This is a genomic window from Streptomyces sp. NPDC107654 (assembly GCF_055639035.1).
Map to the genome: position 1 here is coordinate 33,592 of NZ_JBVKBI010000027.1, position 20,648 is coordinate 54,239.

Sequence of the window (20,648 nt, forward strand, 5' to 3'; positions counted from 1 at the left end):
GGCCCTAGCGCTCCCCGCCCGGCACCCACAGCACGTCACCGGTCTCCCGGTTGGCGCTGCGGGCCAGGATGAACAGCAGGTCGGAGAGGCGGTTGAGGTAGGTGGCGGTGAGCGGGTTCATCGTCTCGCCGTGCGCCTCCAGCGCCGCCCAGGTGGAGCGTTCGGCCCGGCGCACGACCGTGCACGCCTGGTGCAGCAGGGCGGCGCCCGGGGTGCCGCCCGGCAGGATGAAGGAGCGCAGCTTCTCCAGCCGCTCGTTGAAGCGGTCGCAGTCCGCCTCCAGCCGGTCGATGTAGAACTGCTCCACCCTCAGGGGCGGGAACCGCGGGTTCTCCACCACCGGCGTCGAGAGGTCCGCACCCACGTCGAACAGGTCGTTCTGGACGCGAGTGAGGACCGCGACGATCTCCCCGTCCAGACCGCCCAGCGCGATGGCGGTGCCGATCACCGCGTTCGCCTCGTTGGCGTCCGCGTAGGCGGAGATCCGGAGGTCCGTCTTGGGCACCCGGCTCATGTCGCCGAGGCTCGTGGTGCCCTGGTCGCCGGTCCTGGTGTAGATACGCGTCAGATTGACCATACCGCCAGCGTAGTTACGCCCCGGCGGTTCGGAAGACCCGTGTGCCCACCGTCACGGACAGCGCGGTGAAGGCGAGGGCCACCAGGGTGCCGTAGAGCATGTGCGGGGTCGTGTAGTGGCCGACGTACGCGTCCCGGACGGCGTCCACCAGGTAGCGGAACGGGACGAAGTGGGACAGCACGTCCAGCCAGGCGGGGGCCAGGGTCATCGGGAGCATCAGGCCGGACAGCAGCATGGAGGGCATCGACACCATGTTGATCAGCGGACCGAACTCCTGCGGGGTGCGGACCTTCATGCCGAGCGCGTACGACACCGAGGCCAGCGAGAGCGTGAGCAGCGCGACGAAGGCGAAGCCGATCAGGACGCCGGCCAGCGGTGCGCGCAGGCCCATCACCAGCGCGGCCAGCACCAGGAGCACCGCCTGGAAGACGAACACCGTGGCGTCCCGCAGTACCCGGCCGAGCAGCAGGGCGAGCCGGCTGACCGGCGTCACCCGCATCCGCTCCACCACCCCCTGCCCCTTCTCGACGATGACCGCGAACCCGGCGAACAGCGCCCCGAACAGGCCGAGCTGGAGCAGCAGTCCGGGTACCAGCACCTGCCAGGAGCTGCCCTGCCCGCCCAGCGGCAGTCCCGTGAGCAGCGGGCCGAAGAAGAGCAGGTAGAGCAGGGGCGTCAGCACGCCGAAGAGCAGGGCGAAACGGGAGCGCAGGGACTGGCGGAGGTAGCGGCCGTAGACGAGGGCCGTGTCGTGAAGCAGCATCGTGCGGGTCCTGAATCCTTGACGGGTGTCATACGGCGACGGGGGCGGGGCCGGCCGGGGAGGGCCCGTGGCCGGTGATGGCGAGGAAGGTGTCCTGGAGGGTCGCGTCGAGCGAGCCGCAGTGGCGGAGCCTGAGCGCGCTCGGGGTGCCCTCGGCGGCGACCGTCCCGCGGTCCACGATCACCAGCCGGTCGGCGAGGGCGTCGGCCTCGTCCAGGTAGTGGGTGGTCAGGAAGACGGTCGTACCGTGCTCGTCGCGCAGCCGGCGGACCAGCGTCCACAGGTCGGCGCGGCCGGCGGGGTCCAGGCCGGTGGTGGGCTCGTCCAGGAACAGCACCTTCGGGCGGTGGGTGAGCGCCATCGCGATGTCCAGGCGCCGGCGCTGACCGCCGGAGAGCGCGCCGGACTTCCGGTCCAGGAGTGCGGTGAGGTCCAGCTCCTCGGCCAGTTCGGCGGCGCGGGCGACCGCCTCCGCCTTCGGCAGGCGGTACAGCCGGCCCTGGGTGACCAGCTCCTCCCGCACGGTGATCTGCGGATCCACCCCGCCGGACTGGGCGACGTAGCCGCTGGCCCGGCGGACCCCGGCCGGATCGGTGGCGAGGTCGCACCCGGCGACGGTGGCCGCGCCGCCGGTCGGCCTCAGCAGGGTGGTGAGCATGCGCAGGGTGGTCGTCTTGCCGGCGCCGTTGGGGCCGAGGAAGCCGAGGATCTCCCCCTCGTGGACGGTGAGGTCGACGCACCGGACGGCGTCCACGGGTCCGGCTTTCGTCCGGAAGGTGCGGGCGAGGCCCGCCGTGCTGATGACTGCTGCCATGCCCCAAGAAAAACAGAGTCCCTGAAATTTTGCAACGACCCCAACTTTTCAGAGTGCCCAGCAAAGCTAGGATGCGGGCATGGCTGAGGGGCTCAGGGAGCGGAAGAAGAGGCAGACCCGGCAGTACATCTCCGATGTCGCCACCGGGCTGTTCCTGGAGCGCGGTTTCGAGGCGGTGACGGTCGCGGAGATCGCCGAGGCGGCGAACGTCTCGGTCAACACCGTCTACAACTACTTCCCCGCCAAGGAGGACCTCTTCTTCGACCGCTCGGAGGGCGTGACCGACCGGCTCGCCCGGTGGGTGCGGGGCCGGGACGCGGGGGAGTCCGCCGCGCGTGCCGTCCTGCGCGAACTGCGCGGCGAGGCCCAGGCCGTCTCGCCCCGCATCGGCCTGATGGAGGGCTACGACCGCTTCATGCGGGTCATCCGCGAGGCGCCGCCGCTGCGCTCCCGGCTGTGGAGCCTCCAGCAGGAGATGCACGACACCCTGGAGGCGGCCCTGCGCGAGGAGACCGGCGCCGCCGACGGCGACCCCCTCCCCGACCTGATGGCCGGTCAGATCTGCTGGATCCACCAGGCCGTCTTCGTCACCATCGGCCGCGAGATGCTCGCCGGACGCAAACCGGCCGAAGTGTCACGAGAGGTACTCGTCCTCCTGGACGACATCGAGGACCTGTTGAGCGAAAAGGTGCTCAACTACGCCGTCCGAGGCCCGGCGTGACCCCTGCCGGTGTGATGTCCGTCAAATGAGACGTGACGCGCGTTACTTACCGGTCACACAGCGGCGCCGGAGCGCTATGGTCCGCCGAGAGGCAGACCTTTCACCGCGTTCATAGGGAGTCGGAGTGGCACGGAAGCTCGCCGTCATCGGGGCCGGTCTCATGGGATCCGGTATCGCTCAGGTCGCCGCGCAGGCGGGCTGGGACGTGGTTCTGCGGGACGTCACCGACGAGGCACTGAAGCGCGGCACCGACGGCATCAAGGCCTCGTACGACAAGTTCGTCGGCAAGGGCAGGCTGGCGGCCGGGGACGCGGAGGCCGCGCTCGCGCGCATCACCCCGACCACCGACCTGGACGCCGCCGCCGACGCGGACATCGTGGTCGAGGCCGTCTTCGAGAAGCTGGAGGTCAAGCACGAGATCTTCCGCACGCTCGACAAGCTCGTGCGCGAGGACACCGTGCTCGCCTCCAACACCTCCGCCATCCCGATCACCAAGATCGCGGCCGCCACCGAGCACCCCGAGCGGGTCGTCGGCGTGCACTTCTTCTCGCCGGTGCCGATGATGCAGCTCGTCGAGCTGGTCCGCGGCTACAAGACCAGCGACGAAACCCTCGCCACCGCCCGGGAGTTCGCCGAGTCCGTCGGCAAGACCTGCATCGTCGTCAACCGGGACGTCGCCGGCTTCGTCACCACCCGGCTCATCTCCGCCCTCGTGGTCGAGGCGACCAAGCTCTACGAGTCCGGCGTGGCGACCGCCGAGGACATCGACCTCGCCTGCAAGCTCGGCTTCGGCCACGCCATGGGCCCGCTCGCCACCGCCGACCTGACCGGCGTGGACATCCTGCTGCACGCCACGAGCAACATCTACACCGAGTCCCAGGACGAGAAGTTCGCCCCGCCGGAGCTGATGCGCCGGATGGTGGACGCCGGTGACATCGGCCGCAAGAGCGGGCAGGGCTTCTACACCTACTGAGTCACCCCCTCCAGGCACGGACACCCCGGGAGTATCACTCCCGGGGGTGAATTCGGTATCGGTTCGCTTACAAGCAGCAACCGGACCGCCACCCGCACAGTCAGACCGTGCACAGCACCGTCACCGAATACGCCAACCGCACTCAACGGGGAGCGCATATGCACATCAGGGGCGACCACGCCGAGCTGGTCGTCGGGGGCCGCCTCGACGTCCGCAGCGCGGCGGACGCCCGTACGGCCCTGCACTCGGCCGTCGACACCGGAGTCGGCGACCTCGTGCTCGACCTGTCCGAACTGGACTCCTGGGACGCCACCGGACTCGGGGTGATCATGGGGGCCCACCGGCGGGCCGGCCGATGCGGGCGCCGCCTGGTGCTGCGGGGCGTGCCCCCGCAGATGCAGCGCCTGCTGGTCGCCACCCGGCTGCACCGCATCCTCGCCATCGAGGGCGGCATCGGGGTGGAGTCGCTGCCCCGGGTGTGAGGCACCCCTGCCGGGCCGCACGGGGCGCAATCCTCACGAGACCGTGACGTCTCGGACCGTACGCCACCCCGCCCTGTCGGAGATACTGAGCCACGGTTTAGGGTGCGGTCGCCCGCTGCCTCGCAACCCTCGACCCGGCGGGCCCGGACCAGAAGCGACAGCGCGGTGTGCGACAAGGCCGGGAGGGGCCGGAACACGGGCACACGACGCTTTTGGGGGGCTTGAACCCATGGACCCGATCGAGCCGATCGACCCGATCAACGCGGGACCCGAGGAGTACGGCACGGCGCACGGCCGCCGCCCGCCCCGGGACTCCCTCACCTCCGACTTCGCCCCGGGCGCGGCCGCGCCCGCCCGCATGGCCCAGCTCGTCGTGGGCGACCTCCAGCTGACCGTCAACCCCGTCGACGGCAGCGAGATAGAACCCTGCCCCCCGGCCGAACGCCCCGACAGGCCCCGCAAGCGCACCGCCGCCGAGCGCGCCGGGACCGAACGCGCCGCCCGGCCGCCCGTGCCGCCCGGCCCCGCCCAGCCGGTTCTGCCCCTGCTGGAACGCCAGGACGAACGCGAACGCCTGGTCCGCCTCCTCGCCCAGGGGCGCTCGGTCCGCCTCACCGGCCCCGCGGGCTCCGGCCGTACCGCCCTCCTCGACCTGGTCGCCGAGGACTGCCTGGACCTCGCCCCCGACGGCGTGGTCCGCCTCAACGGCCACCACCGCACCGCAGGCGACCTCCTGCACGACCTCTTCCACGCCGTCCACGACGCCCCCCACCACCGCCCCGACCGGGACGAACTGCTCGCCGCTGTCCGGGAGATCGGCGCGGTCGTCGTCCTGGACGACCTGGAGTTCGGCGGCGCCCCCCTGGACGAACTGCGCGACGCCACCCCCGAGTGCGCGTTCCTGTTCGCCGCCACCCCCGACGTGCCCGCGCCCTCCGCCGCGGCCGAGGTGGAGGAGGTCTTCCTGGCCGGCCTCGACCGCAACGCCGGCGTGGAGATCCTGGAGCGCACCGTCGGCCGGGTGCTCACCGAGGACGAGGCCAACTGGGCCGGCGACCTCTGGTTCGAGTCCGAGGGGTTGCCCCTGCGGTTCGTCCAGGCCGGCGCCCTGCTCCGGCAGCGCGACGAACTGCGGGCCAGCACGGGCGCGGTGGACGAGTACGGCGTCTTCGAGGACGTACGCCGGCCGGCGGACCCGCCCGCCGAGCCGGCGGACGACGTTCCGCTGCCCTCCCTCGGCGAGGCCGCGGCCCCCGCGCCGCTGCTCGCCTCCCGGCTCAGCGCCTCCGCCCGGGCCGCCCTCCGCTTCGCGGTCGCCCTCGGCGGCGAGCTGCCCCACCAGGCACACCTGCCCGCACTGGTCGGCGACACCCACGCGGACGCCGCCCTCGGCGAGCTGGCCGGCTGCGGCCTGGTCTCCCCGGTCGGCTCCCGCTACCGGCTCGCGGCCGGGGTGCAGACCCAGCTGGAGGCGGCCGGATACGCCGACGACGCCGACGGCCACGCCGACACCGCCGCCCGGCACTACGCGTGGTGGGCCGGCCACCCCTCGGTCACCCCCGAGCGGGTGTGCGCGGAGGCCGACGCGGTCCTGGCCGCGCTCGCCGCCGTCGTGCCGCGGACGGCCCAGGTCGCCGACGGCGAGGAGAGCAGCGCCGTACGGCTCGCCCGCACGGCCGCGCCCGCCTTCGCCGCGGGGCTCCACTGGAGTGCCTGGGAACGGGCCCTGCGGTCCGGCGCGGAGGCCTCGCGGCTGGCCGGCGATGTACCCGAACAAGCCTATTTCCACCACGAGTTGGGAATCCTCGCGCTCTGCTCCGGACAGCTCGACCGGGCCCGCGCCGAACTGGAGGCCTCGGGCGGGCTGCGCGGCGCCCTCGCCGACAAGCGCGGTGCGGTCGCCGGCCGCCGTGCGCTGGCCCTGCTCGCCGACCGGGCGGGCGAGGCGCCGGGGCTGCCGGGGCCGGCGGAGACACGGCACGAGGAGCCGGCACCGCGCCCGGCCCCGGCCCCGGCGCCCTCCGAGGACACCCTGGTCACGCAGCGGCTTCCGCGGCCGGCGGGCAGCGGCGCCGGCATCCGGCGGGTGGCCCGGCGCAACCTGGTGGCGGCCGGCTCCGGTGCGCTGCTCGCCGCGGTGCTCGGCACGGTCGTCACGCTCGGCATGACCTCCGACCCGGACGGCGACCGCAACCCGGCGGGCAAGGTGGAGGTCAACCCGTCGGCGACCCAGGGCCTGGAGGACGGCGGTCCGGCCTCGGACCCGACCGACACCGGCGACACCGGCTCGGCCGGCGGCCGTCCCACCTCGCCGGGTCCCGACGGCACGTACGGCACGGCGGACGACCCGGCACCGCCCGCCGCCCCCTCCCGCCCGTCGGAGAGCGTCAAGCCCTCCGAGCCCACCAGCCCGTCCGGCTCACCGTCGAAGTCCCCGACACCGGGCGGCTCGACGGGCGGCACGGGCGGTACGACCGGAGGTACGACGGGCGGCTCGTCCGGGGGCGGCACCACGGGCGGCTCGACCGGCGGCACCACGGGCGGCTCCACCACGGGCGGCGGCACGGGTGGGGGCGGCTCGACGGGCGGTACGACCGGCGGTACGACGGGCGGTTCGTCCGGGGGCGGCACCACGGGCGGCTCGACCGGCGGCACCGGCGGCTCGACCACGGGCGGCTCGACCACGGGCGGTTCCACCACGGGAGGCTCGACGGGCGGCGGCACGGGCGGCACCACGAGCGGGGGCGGCACGACGGGCGGTACCACGGGCACCTCCACCGGTGGCACGACAACCGGCGGCACGGACGGTTCCTCCGCGGGGGCGTCGAGCAGCGCGTCGGCGTGAGGCTCCTCCCCGGCGCGGGCGCGTCGAGCGGCACGTGACGACGCCGCCGTGTCCTTCCCGCGTCGCGGCGGGGGGACGCGGACGGCGGTCGGAGGGCAGCGGCCGGCATGGGCACGCTGCCCGGGGGACGCGGCGTCGGCCGAGGAGGCGGTGGCGGTCCGGTGCCGTCCGGGGGCTCGGTCAGAACAGGCGGAGCTTGTCGTCCTCGATGCCGCGCAGGGCGTTGTAGTCCAGGATCTGGCAGTTGATGCCGCGGTCGGTGGCGAGGACGCGGGCCTGGGGCTTGATCTCCTGGGCGGCGAAGACGCCGCGGACCGGCGCCAGATGCGGGTCGCGGTTCAACAGCTCGAGGTACCGGGTGAGTTGCTCGACGCCGTCGATCTCGCCCCGGCGCTTGATCTCCACCGCCACCGTGCGGCCCTCGGCGTCCCGGCAGAGGATGTCCACGGGGCCGATCGCGGTCATGTACTCGCGGCGGATGAGGGTGTACCCCTCGCCCAGCGTCTCGATGCGGTCGGCGAGGAGCTCCTGGAGGTGCGCCTCCACGCCGTCCTTGATCAGACCGGGGTCCACACCCAGTTCGTGCGAGGAGTCGTGGAGGATCTCCTCCATCGTGATGATCAGTTTCTCGCCCCCCTTGTTGACGACGGTCCACACCCCCTCGTCCTCGCCCGTGCCCTCCTTCAGCGTGCAGGGCGGCGACATCCAGTTGAGCGGCTTGTAGGCCCTGTCGTCGGCGTGGATGGAGACGCTGCCGTCCGCCTTGACCAGGATCAGTCGCGGCGCCGAGGGCAGGTGGGCGGTGAGCCGGCCGGCGTAGTCGACCGAGCAGCGGGCAATGACGAGACGCATGGTCGGCAACGCTACTCGACACCCCGCGGTGCTCGCGATCCGCCCGCCCCGCTCCCTGTGGATCGCCCCATTTGTCCCTTGAAACTCTTGTTCATCCCTGGCCGATTGTGGGCGTAACGGGACCGTTCCATATACGCATTCTGCTGGTGTGGTCACCTACCGTTGCCTACCGTAGAGAACGGGAGGTTGCGGCCCCTGTACCGAGCGTGTTCGAAATCGCGAACTCCCCTATCTGTCCGTCAACCCCTGTGCCTCGGGGGTGCGAGAGGAGAACCCATGTCGCTCGACGTCTCACCGGCCCTACTCGAACAGGCCGAGCGAGGCGAGGTCGACGAAGCAGACTTCGTCGACTGCGTCCGGACCTCCCTGCCCTACGCATGGGAGATGATCAGCTCCCTGGTGGCCCAGCTGAAGGTGGACGGCGGACCCTTCGCCGACAACCAGACGCCCCCGCCGGACGAGCAGGCGCGCGGCCAGCTGCTGCGCGCGCTCGCGAGCGACGCCATACGCGGCGCGCTGCAGCGGCACTTCGGTGTACGGCTGGCCTTCCAGAACTGCCACCGTGTGGCGGTGTTCCCGCTGGACGCCTCGGTGGACGAGACGTTGGCCCGCTTCACGTCGGTGCGCAACCAGTTGCTGAACCAGTCGCCGGAGCTGCGGGACTGCTGACGCGCGGTTCCGGCACGGCCGGGACGGACAGCCGTCGGCTTGCCGCTCCACCGTGGGGGAGGTGCATTCAGGACCGGGGCGGCAAGCCCCCCAGGTGGCTTGCGCGGCGGGCCGGTCAGCGCAGCTGGGGCAGCACCTCGGCGCCCAGGCGCCGCAGGTTCTCCTCCGTGGCCGCGAGGTCGCCCGAACCCTCCGTCAGGAGGGCGAAGCGGGAGATGCCGGTCCGCTCCGAGGTGGCCGCGAGCCGGTCGGCGGCCAGCCGCGGGGTGCCCACCGGGTGCAGTCCGCAGAGCAGTTCGGTGTAGGCGTACGGGTCGCGCATCGAGCGCGCCCGTCCGTCCACCGTCACATGGGCCCCGAGTCCCTGCCGCAGCCAGCCCGGCATCGCCTTGGTCAGCGTCTCCACCGCGTCCGTGCGCCGGTCGGCGAGCTGACAGACCCCGGCCGAGACATGGGCGGCCCCCTCGATCTCCCCGGCCGGCCGGCCCGCCGCCCGGGCGCAGTGCCGCCACAGCGCGACCATCTCGGCCTTCTCCTCGTCCCCGACGTGCATGCCGAGGAGCATCGGCAGCCCGCGCTCGGCGGCCAGCCGCACGCTCGCCGGCGAGGTGCAGGCGACGACGACCTCCGGGCCGGGGCTCTCCGTCAGGGCCTCCGAGGGGCGGGGGACGACCGGCACCTCGCGGAAGGAGTACCGCTCGCCGGAGGCCGCCACCGACGGCTCGCCGAGCCAGCGCAGCAGCAGATCGAGCGACTCCGGGAACCCGTGTTCGTACGCCTCCAGGCCCGTGCCGAACACCTCCAGGTCCACCCAGGGACCGCCCCGCCCGACGCCCAGGGTGAACCGGCCGCCACTGGTGACGTGGAGCAGCGCGGCCTGCTCGCCGAGGGCCACCGGGTGGGCCGTGGGCAGTACGCTGACCGCGGTACCTACCCGGATGCGGCGGGTGCGGCCGAGCAGCAGCGCGGCCAGGGTCACCGCGGACGGGCATGTGCCGTACGGCACGAAGTGGTGCTCGGCGAGCCAGACGGCGTCCAGCCCGGACTGCTCGGCGACCTCCGCCGAGCGCACCGCCCGGTGCAGGGCTTCCCCGGGACCCTGGCCCGGGAACTGGGCCGCCAGCACAAAACTTCCTACGTGCATCGCATTTCCTGCTTCCTTGGCTCCGACCCGGAGCTCCCCCACCCGGCATAACCGTCTGACACGTGCCCAGGACACGGCCTGCCCGGAAGGATTTGCGGATTGTCAGCAGAATGGGTCGCCCTGGAGGGGGACTTGGGCGGGTTGGTTCCTTACGCGTATCCGACGCGTACCCCGCACGGCGGCGCGTAGGCTGGATGGAGCCCGTGCTCCCCGTACAGCCCGAGAGGTGTCCCGTGTCCCCGCGCCGCAACCGACCGAAGGCAGCCGGATCACCGGGCCGGAGCGCCGAGGACGACCGCGCCGGCCGGTACGGCGGCTGGCAGTCGACGGAGAGCTGGCTGGGCGAGGAGTGGAGCGTGCGCCATGTCGCCGGGGCCGGCGCGGAGGGCAAGACCTACCGCTGCCCGGGCTGCGACCAGCTGATCCCCTCCGGCGTCCCGCACGTGGTGGCGTGGCCGGAGCACGCGGGTGTCGACGACCGCCGGCACTGGCACAAGGCCTGCTGGAACGCGAAGGACCGCCGCACCACGCGGGTGCAGCGGTCCCGTAACGCGCCGAGGTTCTGAACCGGGGCCTGGGGGGCCGTTACGGCTACACGTCCCGGCTCCGGAGCAGCGCGTACGCGCCCGCGTACACCGCCGCCGTCACACCGATCATGATCCACAGCGGGTCCCAGCCGGACGGCCCGGACTGGCTGAGGGAGTTGGAGTAGAAGACGCTGAGCTGGTTCGGGATCGAGTACTCGAACAGCCACTCACGGAGCTTGTCGAGCGACTCCGAGACCATGAACAGCGCGAGCACCAGCGGGGCGAGCACCACGCCGATCATGATGGTGATCGCGCCCGCGGAGTGCCGGATGACCGAGCCGATGAGCAGCGAGACCAGGCCGAGCAGCGCGATGTAGAGACTGATGCCGACGGTGGCCTTCAGCCACTCCCCGCCGCTGGGCGTACGGGCGCCGGAGTTCTCCAGCATCGACGCCTGCACCATGGCCACGAAGCCGGACGTGACCAGGGTGAAGACGAAGGCCACGGCGCAGAACACGATCGACTTGGCGGCGAGCACCCGGGCCCGGCTGGGGCACGCGGTCATCGTCGTACGGATCATGCCGGTGCCGTACTCCGAGGCCGTGGTCAGCACGCCGAGCGTGATGATGCAGATGCTGCCGAGCAGCAGGCCGAAGAAGCCGAAGGACAGCGGGTTCTCACCGGAGAGGCTGCCGGAGTCGGAGTTGGCCTCGATCAGGGCACCGGCCAGCAGGCCGATCCCGACGACGAGCAGCACGAACACGCCGAGCGTCCACATCGTGGAGCGCACCGACCTGATCTTCGTCCACTCGGAGGCCAGCGCGTGTCCGAGGTGGGTGCGCACGACCGGGATGGGCGAGGTGTAGCCGGGGTACGAGCCGCCGGGCGCCGCCTGCCAGTCGGGCGCGGCGGCCGGGGCCTGCGGCATCGGGGGCTGGTGGGTGCTCATCGGGCGTCCTCGGGCTGGGTCGGGTCGGCGGGGGCGGGAGCCGCGGCGGCGGGGGCGGGAGCCGCGGCGGCGGGGGCGGCCGGGGCCGTGGCGGGGGCCGGGGGAGCGGTGGCGGGCGCGGGCGGCGCCTCCTTCGTCAGGGCCGGCGGCTGCGCCTGCGCCACCGGAGCGGCGGCGGGGACCTGCGCGGGCGGCTGTGCCTGCGGGGCCTGCTGGGGCTGCGCGGGCGGCTGTGCCTGGGGGGCCTGCTGGGGCTGCTGAGCCGGTGCCGTCGGCTGGGCGTAGGGGTTGACCGCCCCCGCCGGGCCGCCGGGCGCCATGCCCGGTGCCGTGCCCGGAGCACCGCCGTACAGCCCTCCGGGCGGCGGCGGGGCGTACCAGCCGGGCTGGCCCTGGCCGGGGACCGGCATGGGCGGCTGGGCTCCGGCCGGCAGCGGCTGCTGGAGGCCCGCCTTCTGGTCGATGGTGGAGCGGTAGTCCACGGCGCCCTGCGTCATCCGCATGTACGCCTCCTCCAGCGAGGCCTGGTGCGGGGACAGCTCCCACAGCCGGACGTCCGCCTCGTGCGCGAGGTCGCTGATGCGGGGCAGCGGCAGCCCGGTCACCCGGAGCGCGCCGTCCTGCTCGGGCAGGACGTGCCCGCCGGCCTCGGTGAGCGCGGAGGTCAGCTTCTCGCGCAGCTGCGGCTCGGTGTCGGGGGTGCGCACCCGGGCGAAGTCGGCCGAGTTGGCCGAGATGAAGTCCTTCACGCTCATGTCGGCGAGCAGCTGTCCGCGCCCGATCACGATGAGGTGGTCGGCGGTCAGCGCCATCTCGCTCATCAGGTGGGAGGAGACGAAGACCGTACGGCCCTCGGCCGCGAGGGCCTTCATCAGGTTGCGGACCCAGAGGATGCCCTCGGGGTCGAGGCCGTTGACCGGCTCGTCGAAGAGCAGCACCTGGGGGTCGCCGAGCAGCGCGGCGGCGATGCCGAGGCGCTGGCCCATGCCGAGGGAGAAACCCTTGGAACGCTTGCGGGCCACGCCCTGGAGACCGACGACGCCGAGCACCTCGTCCACGCGCCGGGCCGGGATGCCCGACAGCTGGGCGAGGCTCAGCAGGTGGTTGCGGGCGCTCCGGCCGCCGTGCACGGCCTTGGCGTCCAGCAGCGCGCCGACCTGGCGGGGGGCGTTGGGCAGGTTGCGGTACGGGTAGCCGCCGATGGTGACCGACCCGGACGTGGGGTTGTCCAGCCCGAGGATCATCCGCATCGTGGTGGACTTGCCCGAGCCGTTCGGCCCGAGGAAGCCGGTCACGGCACCTGGCCGCACCTGGAAGGAAAGGTTGTACACGGCGGTCTTGTCGCCGTAGCGCTTGGTCAGGCCGACAGCCTCGATCATGCTCCGCACCCATCGAAAGGTTCAGGACAGCGGGGCACACGCCCCCGTAAGGGTTAGGAGGATATCGAGGCGCTGACGGTTCCGCTCAAAAGAAAGCAAAGCCAGAGGATCACGGGACGTGACCGTCCGGCCTACTGGGCGTCCCGGCGCCTGAGGAGGACGTAGCCGCCCGCGAGCGCGGCGAGCACCCACAGCGCCATGATCCCGAGCCCGGCCCAGGGGCCGTAGGGCGTGTCGTCGCCCACCCGGGTGACCACCCGCATGATCCGGCTGCCGGCCTGGTCGGGCAGGAAACGGCCGATCTTCTTGGTCGCCTCCACGTTGCCCAGGATGTTCGAGACCAGGAAGAAGAACGGCATCAGGATGCCGAGGGACAGCATCGGCGAGCGCAGCATCGCGGCGACGCCCATGGAGAACGCCGCGATCAGCGCCATGTACAGCCCGCCGCCGACGACCGCCCGCAGCACCCCGGGGTCGCCGAGGGCGGCCCGGTGGGAGCCGAGCATCGCCTGGCCGAGGAGGAAGGCCGCGAAGGCGGTGACCATGCCGACGGCGAGCGCGAGTGCCGTGGCCACCGCGACCTTGCCGAACAGGAAGGCGCCGCGCCGCGGCACCGCGGCCAGGGAGACCCGGATCATGCCGGTGCTGTACTCGGTGGAGACGACCAGCACCCCGAACACGATCATCGCGAGCTGGCCGAGGGTCATGCCCGCGAAACTGATCATCGTGGGATCGAAGGAGAGCCGTTCCCGTGCCGGCATGTTTTCGTACTGACTGTTCGTGAGCGCGGAGACCAGCATCCCGAGGGAGACGGTGACCACCACGGCCAGTGACAGCGCCCACACCGTGGACGCCACCGACCGGATCTTGGTCCACTCGGACCGGATGACCTGTACGGCCGCCATGGTTCTCAGGCCCCCTTCCAGCCGGCGTCCCGGCCCCGCGGGACCGCGGCGGCCCCGGTGTGCGCGTGGTACTCCACGGTCTCGGCCGTCAGCTGCATGAACGCCTCCTCCAGCGAGGCCTGCCGCGGGCTCAGCTCGTGCAGCACGAGCCCGTGCCGCGCGGCCAGCTCCCCGATCCGCCCGGCCTTGTCGCCCTCCACCTCCAGCGCCTCGCCGCCCGCCTCCACGACGGTGATCCCCGCCTGGTGCAGCACGTCGAGGAGCCGCTCCCGGTGCGGCGAGCGGATCCGAACGTACGACCGCGCATTCGCCCGGATGAAGTCGGCCATCGAGGTGTCCGCCAGCAGCCGCCCCCGCCCGATGACCACCAGGTGATCGGCCGTCAGCGCCATCTCGCTCATCAGGTGGCTCGACACGAACACCGTGCGGCCCTCCGCGGCCAGCGACTTCATCAGGTTCCGGATCCAGTGGATGCCCTCCGGGTCCAGCCCGTTCACCGGCTCGTCGAACATCACGATCCGCGGGTCCCCGAGCAGCGCGGCGGCGATCCCGAGCCGCTGCCCCATGCCGTACGAGAACCCCTTGGCCTTCTTCCGCGCCACGGCGGTCAGCCCGACGGTCTCCAGCACCTCGCTGACCCGGGCGGCCGGGATGCCGTTGCTCTGCGCGAGACAGAGCAGGTGGTGGTAGGCGCTCCGGCCGCCGTGCACGGCCTTGGCGTCCAGCAGCGCGCCGACGCACGTCAACGGGTCCCTGAGCCGGGCGTAGGGCGTGCCGTCGATACGGACGTCGCCGGCCGAAGGGTGGTCGAGCCCGAGGATCATCCGCATGGTGGTGGACTTCCCTGCGCCGTTGGGTCCCAGGAACCCCATCACGACGCCCGGTCGCACGGTGAAGGTCAGCCGGTCGACCGCCACCTTGTCGCCGTACCGCTTGGTCAGCCCCTCCAGCTCGATCATGCGGCCACGCTAGGACGGGCCCGGGACGCCTGCCACTCGAGGCCGCCACCGGAGGGGGCGCGCTGGGCTCCAGCCTCTTCGAACGGCGCGGGGGCGTCGAGGGCGGGGGACGTTGACCGGACGGTGGCCTGGACGACGCCACCCGCAGGCAGCGCGGCAGCCGGGTCCCGTCCGGCTTTGTTCACGAGATTGGGTTCTGGCTCAACTTCGCGTGCGTCCACTGCGGTCTGCCAAGACGTGAAGCGAGCAGAAAACTTGGTGGCAGCCATCCGGCCCGTACGAGATGCTGCCAAAGTCCCCGCCGCCGACGAGGACCTGATGCTCCGCGCAGGAGGCGGCGACGACGGCTTCACGGCGCGGCCGGCTCTGTCGGCGGGAACACCCTCGTCGTCGCCACCCGGAAGCCGGGCGGCGACGAAGCCGACCACGTCTCGGCCTGCCTCCCCGGCGACGGACGGCGGCTGTGGCGCACCGGCGTGGACAGCCGGACCGGTATCCACCGGCCCCGGCCGGGTCGCCGTACTCGGGCCGGACGACCGGCCGCGGACCCTCGACACCGTCGACGGGTGACGGCACGAAGGAACCGCCCCTGTACGGCCTGCGTTAGCGACGGCGAAGGGGCGGCGGGAACAGGCCCCACCGCCCCTCAGCGGTCGTACGACTGCCCGGACCTACCGGGACTGCTGGGCCGGAACGCCCCGGGAGATCGGCTCGTCGTCGGTGGACGTGCCGGCCGCGGCCACCGCGGCACCGGTCAGCGTGGCCAGCATCTCGCGGACGTTCGTCAGCTGGGCGTTGATGGAGTCGCGGCGGTTGGTCAGCGCCGCCAGCTCGCGCTCGGATTCCGAACGGATCCGGTCGGCCTTGGCGTTGGCGTCCGCAACGATGTCCTCGGCCTGGCGCTGGGCGGTCTCCACCGTCTGGCGGGCGCGGCGCTCGGCGTCGGTGCGCAGCTTCTCCGCCTCCAGGCGCAGCTGCTCGGCCCGGTGCTCGATCTCGGCGAGCCGCTTCTCGGCCTTCTGCTGACGCGAGGCCAGGTCGCGCTCGGACTGCTCGCGGCGCTTGGCCAGGTTGGTCTCGAAGTCGGCGGCGGCCTGCGCGGCCTTGGCGCGGGTCTCCTCGAAGAGGGCGTCCGCCTCCTCGCGCTTGGACTGCGCGTCCTTCTGCGCCTCGGCGCGCAGCTGGGCCGCGTCCGCCTTGGCCTTCTCGACGATCCGGACGCCCTCGTCCTCGGCCTTGGCCTTGCGCTCGGACGCGTACGACTCGGCGTCGTTGCGGACCTGCTGGGCTGCCGACTCGGCGAGGTCGCGGTGCTGCTCGGCCGCTCGCCGGGCCTCCTCACGCAGCTCCTTGGCCTCTTCCTCGGCCAGCCGCAGGATCTTCTCGACCCGCGCGCCGAGACCCGCGTACGACGGCTCGGCATCCGTGATCTGGGCCTGGGCGTTCTGCGTTTCGAGGTGCAGTTCCTCGATGCGCTTCTCCAGGGCGGTGATGCGGGCGAGAGCGCTGTCACGGTCGGAGACGAGCTTGGAGATACGTTCGTCCACCTGAGCGCGGTCGTATCCACGCCGCACAAGCTCGAAGCCGTAGGGGGAAGTGTCGCTCATGGGGTTCCTGTCGAATGAGACCGGTGAGTGAGGTGATAAGGGGAATCCTAGGGGCCGAAGCGGTGTGTCATCGAGCGGATACGGTTTTGATCTGGAGAATGGCACCCCTTTTGAGTGGCTGACCGTCGGACGGCTTGCCAAGGAGTCGGGCAAAGCCCCCAGAAGACACCGGAACCTACCCCGTGCGCTAGCTCTCTGACGACTTGCCACCCGAACGGGGGGCGCCCACCGTGGCGCCCGCCTTGACCCCGCCGTCCTTGCCGGACGCGGGCGTCTCGAAGGACTCCAGCGCTTCCAGGACGTCCTGGACCCGGGAGATCTCGGCGTTGATGTCCTCGCGCCGGCGCATCAGGATCTCCAGCTCCCGCTTGCCCTCCTCGACCGTGCGCCGGGCCTCGCGGATCGCCTCCGCCTTCAGCTCCTCGGCCTCCTTGATCAGGCTGGCCTTCTTCTGCTCGGCCTCCTTGAGCAGGCCCTCCGCCTTCTTCACGGCGGCGATCCGCACCTTGCCCGCCTCCGAACCGGCGTCCGAGACCAGCTCCTTGGCCTTCGCCTCGGCCTTCGCCAGCTGCTCCTCGGCGGCCTTGATGAGCGCGTCACAGCGGTCGCCGGTGGACTTCATCGTCTCGGCGGCCTCGCGGCGGGCACGCTCGTGCAGCTCCTCGATCTCGCCGGTGATGCGGTCGCGCAGTTCCTCCGCGCGCTGCCGGATCGCGGTGGCGTCCCGGCGGGCGCCGACCAGCAGCTCGTCCGCGTCCGTCCGTGCCTTCTCCACCAGCGAGTTGCCCTCGATGGTGGCCTCGGAGACGATCCGCTCCGCCTCGCTGCGGGCCGCGCCGACCATCGTGTCGGCCTGCGACTCGGCGTCCGCGGTGGTCTTCAGCGCCTGCTTCTGCGCCTCGGTGAGCAGCTTGTCGGCCTCCGCCGTGGTCTCCGTGATGAGCTTGTCGACCTGCTCGGCCGCCTCCGAACGCCGCTTGTTGGCGTCCTTGCGGGCCTCGTCCAGGGTCCGCTCGGCCTCCTCGCGCGCGGAGCCGACGAGCCGTTCGGCCTCCGCCTCCGCGTCCGCCCTGGCGCGCTCCGCCTCGGCCCGCAGCCGCTCGGCGTGCGCCTGTGCGGAACCGACCGTCTCCGCGGCCTCCGCGCGCAGCCGCTCGGCCTCGTCGGTGGCCTCCGCGAGCAGCTGCTCGGCACCCGCGAGCGCCTCGGCACGCACCCGGTCGGCCTCGGCGACGGTCTCGGTCTGGAGCCGCTCGGCCTCGTTGCGGGCCTCGGTGATGAGGGTGTCGGCCTGGGTGGCCGCGTCCGAACGGATGCGGTTGGCGTCCTCGCGGGCCTCCGCGCGGGTACGCGTCGCCGCCTCGTTGGCCTCGGTGAGCGTCTCCGACGCCTCCGTGCGGATCCGCTCCGCCTCGGCGGCGGTCTCCGCCTGGAGCCGCTCCGCCTCCGCGAGCGCCTCGGTGCGCACCCGGTCGGCCTCGGCGACGGTCTCGGTCTGGAGCCGCTCGGCCTCGTTGCGGGCCTCGGTGATGAGGGTGTCGGCCTGGGTGGCCGCGTCCGAACGGATGCGGTTGGCGTCCTCGCGGGCGTCCGCCCGGGTACGGGCCGCCGCCTGGTCCGCCTCGGCCAGCGCGTCCGAGGCCTCGGTGCGCACCCGCTGGGCGTAGTCGCCGGCGTCCGCGCGCAGCCGCTCGGCCTCCGCGATGGCCTCCGCCATCGTCCGCTCGGCCAGCGCCTTGGCGGCCTTGGACTCCTCGTCCGCCTCGCGCCGGATCCGGGTGGCGTCCTCGCCGGCCCGCTCCCGCTCCGCGTAGGCATCGGTGCGGACCCGGTCCGCCTCCTCCTCGGCCTCCCGCTTCGTGCGCTCCGCCGCGTGCTCGGCGGCCGAGCGCAGCCCGGCGATCTCCTCCTGCGCCTGCTCGTGCAGCCCGGCGACGGAGTCCCGGACCTGCTGCGCGTGCTGCTCGGCGGCGGCGACCATCTCGGTGGCCCGCCGGTCGGCCTCCTCCACCAGCCGGGTGGCCTCGGCCTGCGCCTCCTCCACCCGCTTGCGGGCGGACGCCAGCAGCTCCTCGCTCTGCTCCCGGGCCCGCTGCCGCTCCTGGTCGGCCTCCTCGCGGGCCGCGCCGAGGAGTTCCTCGGCCTCGCGGCGGCGCCGGGCGGCCTCCTCCTGCGCGGCGGCCAGCGTCTCGGACGCCTCGGCGCCGAGCCGCTCGGCGGCGGCCTGCGCCTCCGCGCGCACCCGGTCGGCGGTGTCCTGCGCCTCCGCCTTCAGCCGCTCGGCCTCGGCGGCGGCCTCGGACCGCAGCCGTACGGCGACGGCCTCGCCCTCGGCGCGGGAGGCGGACGCGTCGGACGCGGCCTCGGTGCGCAGCCGCTCGGCCTCGGCCTCGGCCTGCTGCCGGAGCGTACGGATCCGGTCGGCGGACTCCGCGCGCAGCCGCTCGGTCTCCTCGGCGGCCTCCTTGCGGATCCGGGCGGCCGCCTCGCGGGCGTCGGTCAGCGCCTGCTCGGCCGACGCCAGCCGTTCCTGCGCCTCCGTCTGCAGCCGCGCCAGCTCCTCGGCGGCCTCGGTACGGCGGGCCGCGACGGCCTTCTCGGTCTCCTCGCGCAGCTCCCGCGCGGCCTTCTCGGCGTCCGCGGCGACCGTCTCCGCCTGCTCGGCGGCCTCGGCGCGCAGCCGCTCGGCCTCCGCGCGGGTGCGCTCCAGGGTCTCCTCGGCCTGCCGGCGCAGGCTCGTGGCGCGCTCGATGGCCTCGGTGCGGACCTTCTCGCTGTCGGCGGTCGCGCTCTGCCGCAGCTCGTCGGCGTCCGCCTTGGCCTTCGCCAGCAGCTCCTCGGCGGACTTGGCCGCCTCCTCGATCTGCGCCACCGCCTCCCGGCGGGCCTCGGCACGGATCGACTCGCCCTCGGCGACCGCGTCGGCGCGCAGCTGCTCGGCCTCGCCGCGCAGCCGGCGGGCCTCCTCCTGCAGCTCGACCGTCTTGGCGCGGTACTCCTTGGTGTCGTCCTTCGCCGCACCCTTGAGCTGCTCGGCGATGTCGTGCGCCTCGGCGCGCAGCCGGTCCGCCTCGGTCTCGGCCTCCGAGCGGATCCGCTCGGCCTCCTCGGCGGCGGCCCTGGTGGTCTTCCGGGCGTCCTCGGACGCCTTGTTGAGGACCTCCTCGGCGGTCCTGGCCGCCTTGGACAGCTGGGTGGCCGTCTCCTCGGCGGTGATCGTGCGGGCCTTCTCGGCGGCCTCGGCGACGATCTTCTCGGCCTCGGCCCGGGCGTCCGCGACCAGCTGCTCGGCCTCGGACCTGGTGTGCTCGGCGTCCTTGGTGGCCTCCTCGACCAGCCGGGCGACCTGCTCCTTGGCGGTGCGCGTGCGGGTCTCGTTGGCGGCCTCGGCGCTCGCGAGGGCCTTGGCGGCGGCCTCCTTCGCCTCGGTGACCACCTTCTCGGCCTCGGCCTGCGCCTTGCGCAGCGCCTCCTCGGCCGCGGTCATCCGCTCCTCGGCGGCCCGGGTCAGCTCGGCGGCCTGCCGCCGGGCGGCGTCCGACTCGGTGACCGTCGTCGTACGCAGCTGCTCGGCGTGCTCGGTGGCCTCCTGGGCCTGCGTGGAGGCGGCGTTCAGCAGCCGCTCGGCGTCCGTGCGGGCCCGGCGCAGGATCTGCTCGGCCTCCGCGCGCGCCGACTCGGCCTCGCTCCGCAGCCGCTCCCGGGCCTCCCGGGTCAGCCGCTCGGCCTCCGCGCGGGCGGCGGCCATCGCCTGCTCGGCCTCCGCGCGGGACTCGTCCAGCAGCCGGCGGGCCTGCTGCTCCGTCCGGGCGCGCAGCTGCTCCGCCCAGGCGACGTTCTCGTTGACGTGCGACTCGACGGTGGCGCGGCGCTCGGCCAGCTCCTGGTCGAGCTGCTGGCGCCGGGTCACCGCCTCCTGGTGCAGCTCGGCCTGGAGCCGGGCGGCCTGCTCGGCGTGCTCCTGGAGGATGCGCTGGGTCTGCGCCCGGGCCTGGCTCAGCTCCCGCTCGGCGTCCTGGCGCAGCTGCTCGGCCTGCATCTGGGCGTTGCGGAGCAACTGCTCGGCCTGGTAGCCGATGTCACCCGCGTCGTAGGCGGGCCGGGTCATGAGGGTGCGCCGCGCCTCGTGCAGCTTGGCGCGCAGCACCTCGACCTGGTAGCCGAGGTCCTCGGCGTGCTGGATCGCCTTCTCGCGCTCGGTCCTCAGCCGCTTCATCTCGGCCTCGAACCGAGAGAGGTGGTCGACGTCAGCCGCCGGCTCTCGCTCCTGGCTCTCGTAGCCCCGCACTGCGCGGTCCCATCCGTCCCCTGGTCAGCTTCTCCAACGAGCCTCGTCCTCCGCCGAACGGGGCCCCCGGGGAATGGTGTCAGATCAACGGCGGAGCACGGGCTGCTGCCCCGACGCACGTCCCCCGAAACCCGGACCCCGGCATGCGACCGTCCCCGTTTCGGGGACGATCGCCCCCAACCCTACCGGCCCTT

General features: G+C 73.1%; 17 protein-coding genes. 6 read left to right on the plus strand and 11 right to left on the minus strand.

What is annotated here, in order from left to right; translation table 11 throughout:
* Positions 1-4: 4 nt before the first annotated feature.
* The 3 genes from ACZ7N4_RS33065 to ACZ7N4_RS33075 are packed head-to-tail and all read right to left on the minus strand — an operon-like array spanning position 5 to position 2,154.
* Positions 5-577: a cob(I)yrinic acid a,c-diamide adenosyltransferase gene (locus ACZ7N4_RS33065; RefSeq protein ID WP_471365978.1), complete on the minus strand. Its 573-nt coding sequence runs from the start codon at positions 575-577 to the stop codon at positions 5-7.
* Between the two features lie 13 nt (positions 578-590).
* The gene (locus ACZ7N4_RS33070; RefSeq protein ID WP_471365981.1) at positions 591-1,340 is read right to left on the minus strand and encodes an ABC transporter permease; all 750 of its coding nucleotides are present in this window, start codon (positions 1,338-1,340) and stop codon (positions 591-593) included.
* Between the two features lie 28 nt (positions 1,341-1,368).
* Positions 1,369-2,154: an ABC transporter ATP-binding protein gene (locus ACZ7N4_RS33075; RefSeq protein ID WP_471365984.1), complete on the minus strand. Its 786-nt coding sequence runs from the start codon at positions 2,152-2,154 to the stop codon at positions 1,369-1,371.
* A gap of 79 nt (positions 2,155-2,233) precedes the next feature.
* On the opposite strand from ACZ7N4_RS33075, the gene ACZ7N4_RS33080 reads away from it, so the two are divergent.
* The 4 genes from ACZ7N4_RS33080 (at position 2,234) to ACZ7N4_RS33095 (ending at position 7,175) form a co-directional block, all read left to right on the plus strand.
* Positions 2,234-2,875, plus strand: coding sequence for a TetR/AcrR family transcriptional regulator (locus ACZ7N4_RS33080; protein WP_471365987.1), 642 nt, complete (start codon positions 2,234-2,236; stop codon positions 2,873-2,875).
* A 124-nt stretch (positions 2,876-2,999) separates the two neighbouring features.
* Entirely contained in the window at positions 3,000-3,848 is an 849-nt protein-coding gene (locus ACZ7N4_RS33085) for a 3-hydroxyacyl-CoA dehydrogenase family protein (RefSeq protein ID WP_471365990.1), read from the plus strand.
* 158 nt (positions 3,849-4,006) lie between these two features.
* The gene (locus tag ACZ7N4_RS33090; RefSeq protein ID WP_014675024.1) at positions 4,007-4,330 is read left to right on the plus strand and encodes an STAS domain-containing protein; all 324 of its coding nucleotides are present in this window, start codon (positions 4,007-4,009) and stop codon (positions 4,328-4,330) included.
* A 229-nt stretch (positions 4,331-4,559) separates the two neighbouring features.
* Complete coding sequence (locus ACZ7N4_RS33095) at positions 4,560-7,175, plus strand: ATP-binding protein (RefSeq protein WP_471365993.1); 2,616 nt, start codon at positions 4,560-4,562, stop codon at positions 7,173-7,175.
* A gap of 180 nt (positions 7,176-7,355) precedes the next feature.
* Here ACZ7N4_RS33095 and nucS read toward each other — a convergent pair whose 3' ends face one another.
* Positions 7,356-8,027: an endonuclease NucS gene (gene nucS, locus ACZ7N4_RS33100; protein WP_471365997.1), complete on the minus strand. Its 672-nt coding sequence runs from the start codon at positions 8,025-8,027 to the stop codon at positions 7,356-7,358.
* A gap of 276 nt (positions 8,028-8,303) precedes the next feature.
* Here nucS and ACZ7N4_RS33105 point away from each other — a divergent pair, with 276 nt between their 5' ends.
* A complete protein-coding gene (locus ACZ7N4_RS33105; RefSeq protein ID WP_190013271.1) occupies positions 8,304-8,696 on the plus strand; it encodes an SCO5389 family protein in 393 nt (130 codons plus the stop codon).
* 115 nt (positions 8,697-8,811) lie between these two features.
* On the opposite strand, the gene ACZ7N4_RS33110 is transcribed toward ACZ7N4_RS33105, so the two are convergent.
* The gene (locus ACZ7N4_RS33110) at positions 8,812-9,840 is read right to left on the minus strand and encodes an LLM class flavin-dependent oxidoreductase (RefSeq protein ID WP_471366002.1); all 1,029 of its coding nucleotides are present in this window, start codon (positions 9,838-9,840) and stop codon (positions 8,812-8,814) included.
* 233 nt (positions 9,841-10,073) lie between these two features.
* Between ACZ7N4_RS33110 and ACZ7N4_RS33115 the strand changes: the two genes are divergently transcribed.
* The gene (locus ACZ7N4_RS33115; RefSeq protein ID WP_471366006.1) at positions 10,074-10,406 is read left to right on the plus strand and encodes an ATP/GTP-binding protein; all 333 of its coding nucleotides are present in this window, start codon (positions 10,074-10,076) and stop codon (positions 10,404-10,406) included.
* A 25-nt stretch (positions 10,407-10,431) separates the two neighbouring features.
* Here ACZ7N4_RS33115 and ACZ7N4_RS33120 read toward each other — a convergent pair whose 3' ends face one another.
* The 6 genes from ACZ7N4_RS33120 to scy all read right to left on the minus strand — a co-directional run bounded on the left by ACZ7N4_RS33120 (position 10,432) and on the right by scy (position 20,454).
* Positions 10,432-11,316 carry an ABC transporter permease gene (locus ACZ7N4_RS33120; RefSeq protein WP_471366010.1) on the minus strand — a complete coding sequence of 295 codons (885 nt, stop codon included), beginning with the start codon at positions 11,314-11,316 and terminating at the stop codon, positions 10,432-10,434.
* Positions 11,313-12,695, minus strand: a complete 1,383-nt coding sequence (locus tag ACZ7N4_RS33125; protein WP_471366015.1) for an ABC transporter ATP-binding protein — start codon at positions 12,693-12,695, stop codon at positions 11,313-11,315. The genes ACZ7N4_RS33120 and ACZ7N4_RS33125 overlap by 4 nt, the downstream gene beginning before the upstream one ends.
* A 131-nt stretch (positions 12,696-12,826) precedes the next feature.
* On the minus strand, positions 12,827-13,600 hold the full coding sequence (locus ACZ7N4_RS33130; protein WP_471366019.1) for an ABC transporter permease: 774 nt from the start codon (positions 13,598-13,600) through the stop codon (positions 12,827-12,829).
* Between the two features lie 5 nt (positions 13,601-13,605).
* Positions 13,606-14,559 carry an ABC transporter ATP-binding protein gene (locus ACZ7N4_RS33135; RefSeq protein WP_471366024.1) on the minus strand — a complete coding sequence of 318 codons (954 nt, stop codon included), beginning with the start codon at positions 14,557-14,559 and terminating at the stop codon, positions 13,606-13,608.
* Between the two features lie 671 nt (positions 14,560-15,230).
* Positions 15,231-16,166: a cellulose-binding protein gene (locus tag ACZ7N4_RS33140; protein WP_471366027.1), complete on the minus strand. Its 936-nt coding sequence runs from the start codon at positions 16,164-16,166 to the stop codon at positions 15,231-15,233.
* 187 nt (positions 16,167-16,353) lie between these two features.
* A complete protein-coding gene (gene scy / locus ACZ7N4_RS33145; RefSeq protein ID WP_471366031.1) occupies positions 16,354-20,454 on the minus strand; it encodes a polarized growth protein Scy in 4,101 nt (1,366 codons plus the stop codon).
* Positions 20,455-20,648 lie beyond the last annotated feature (194 nt).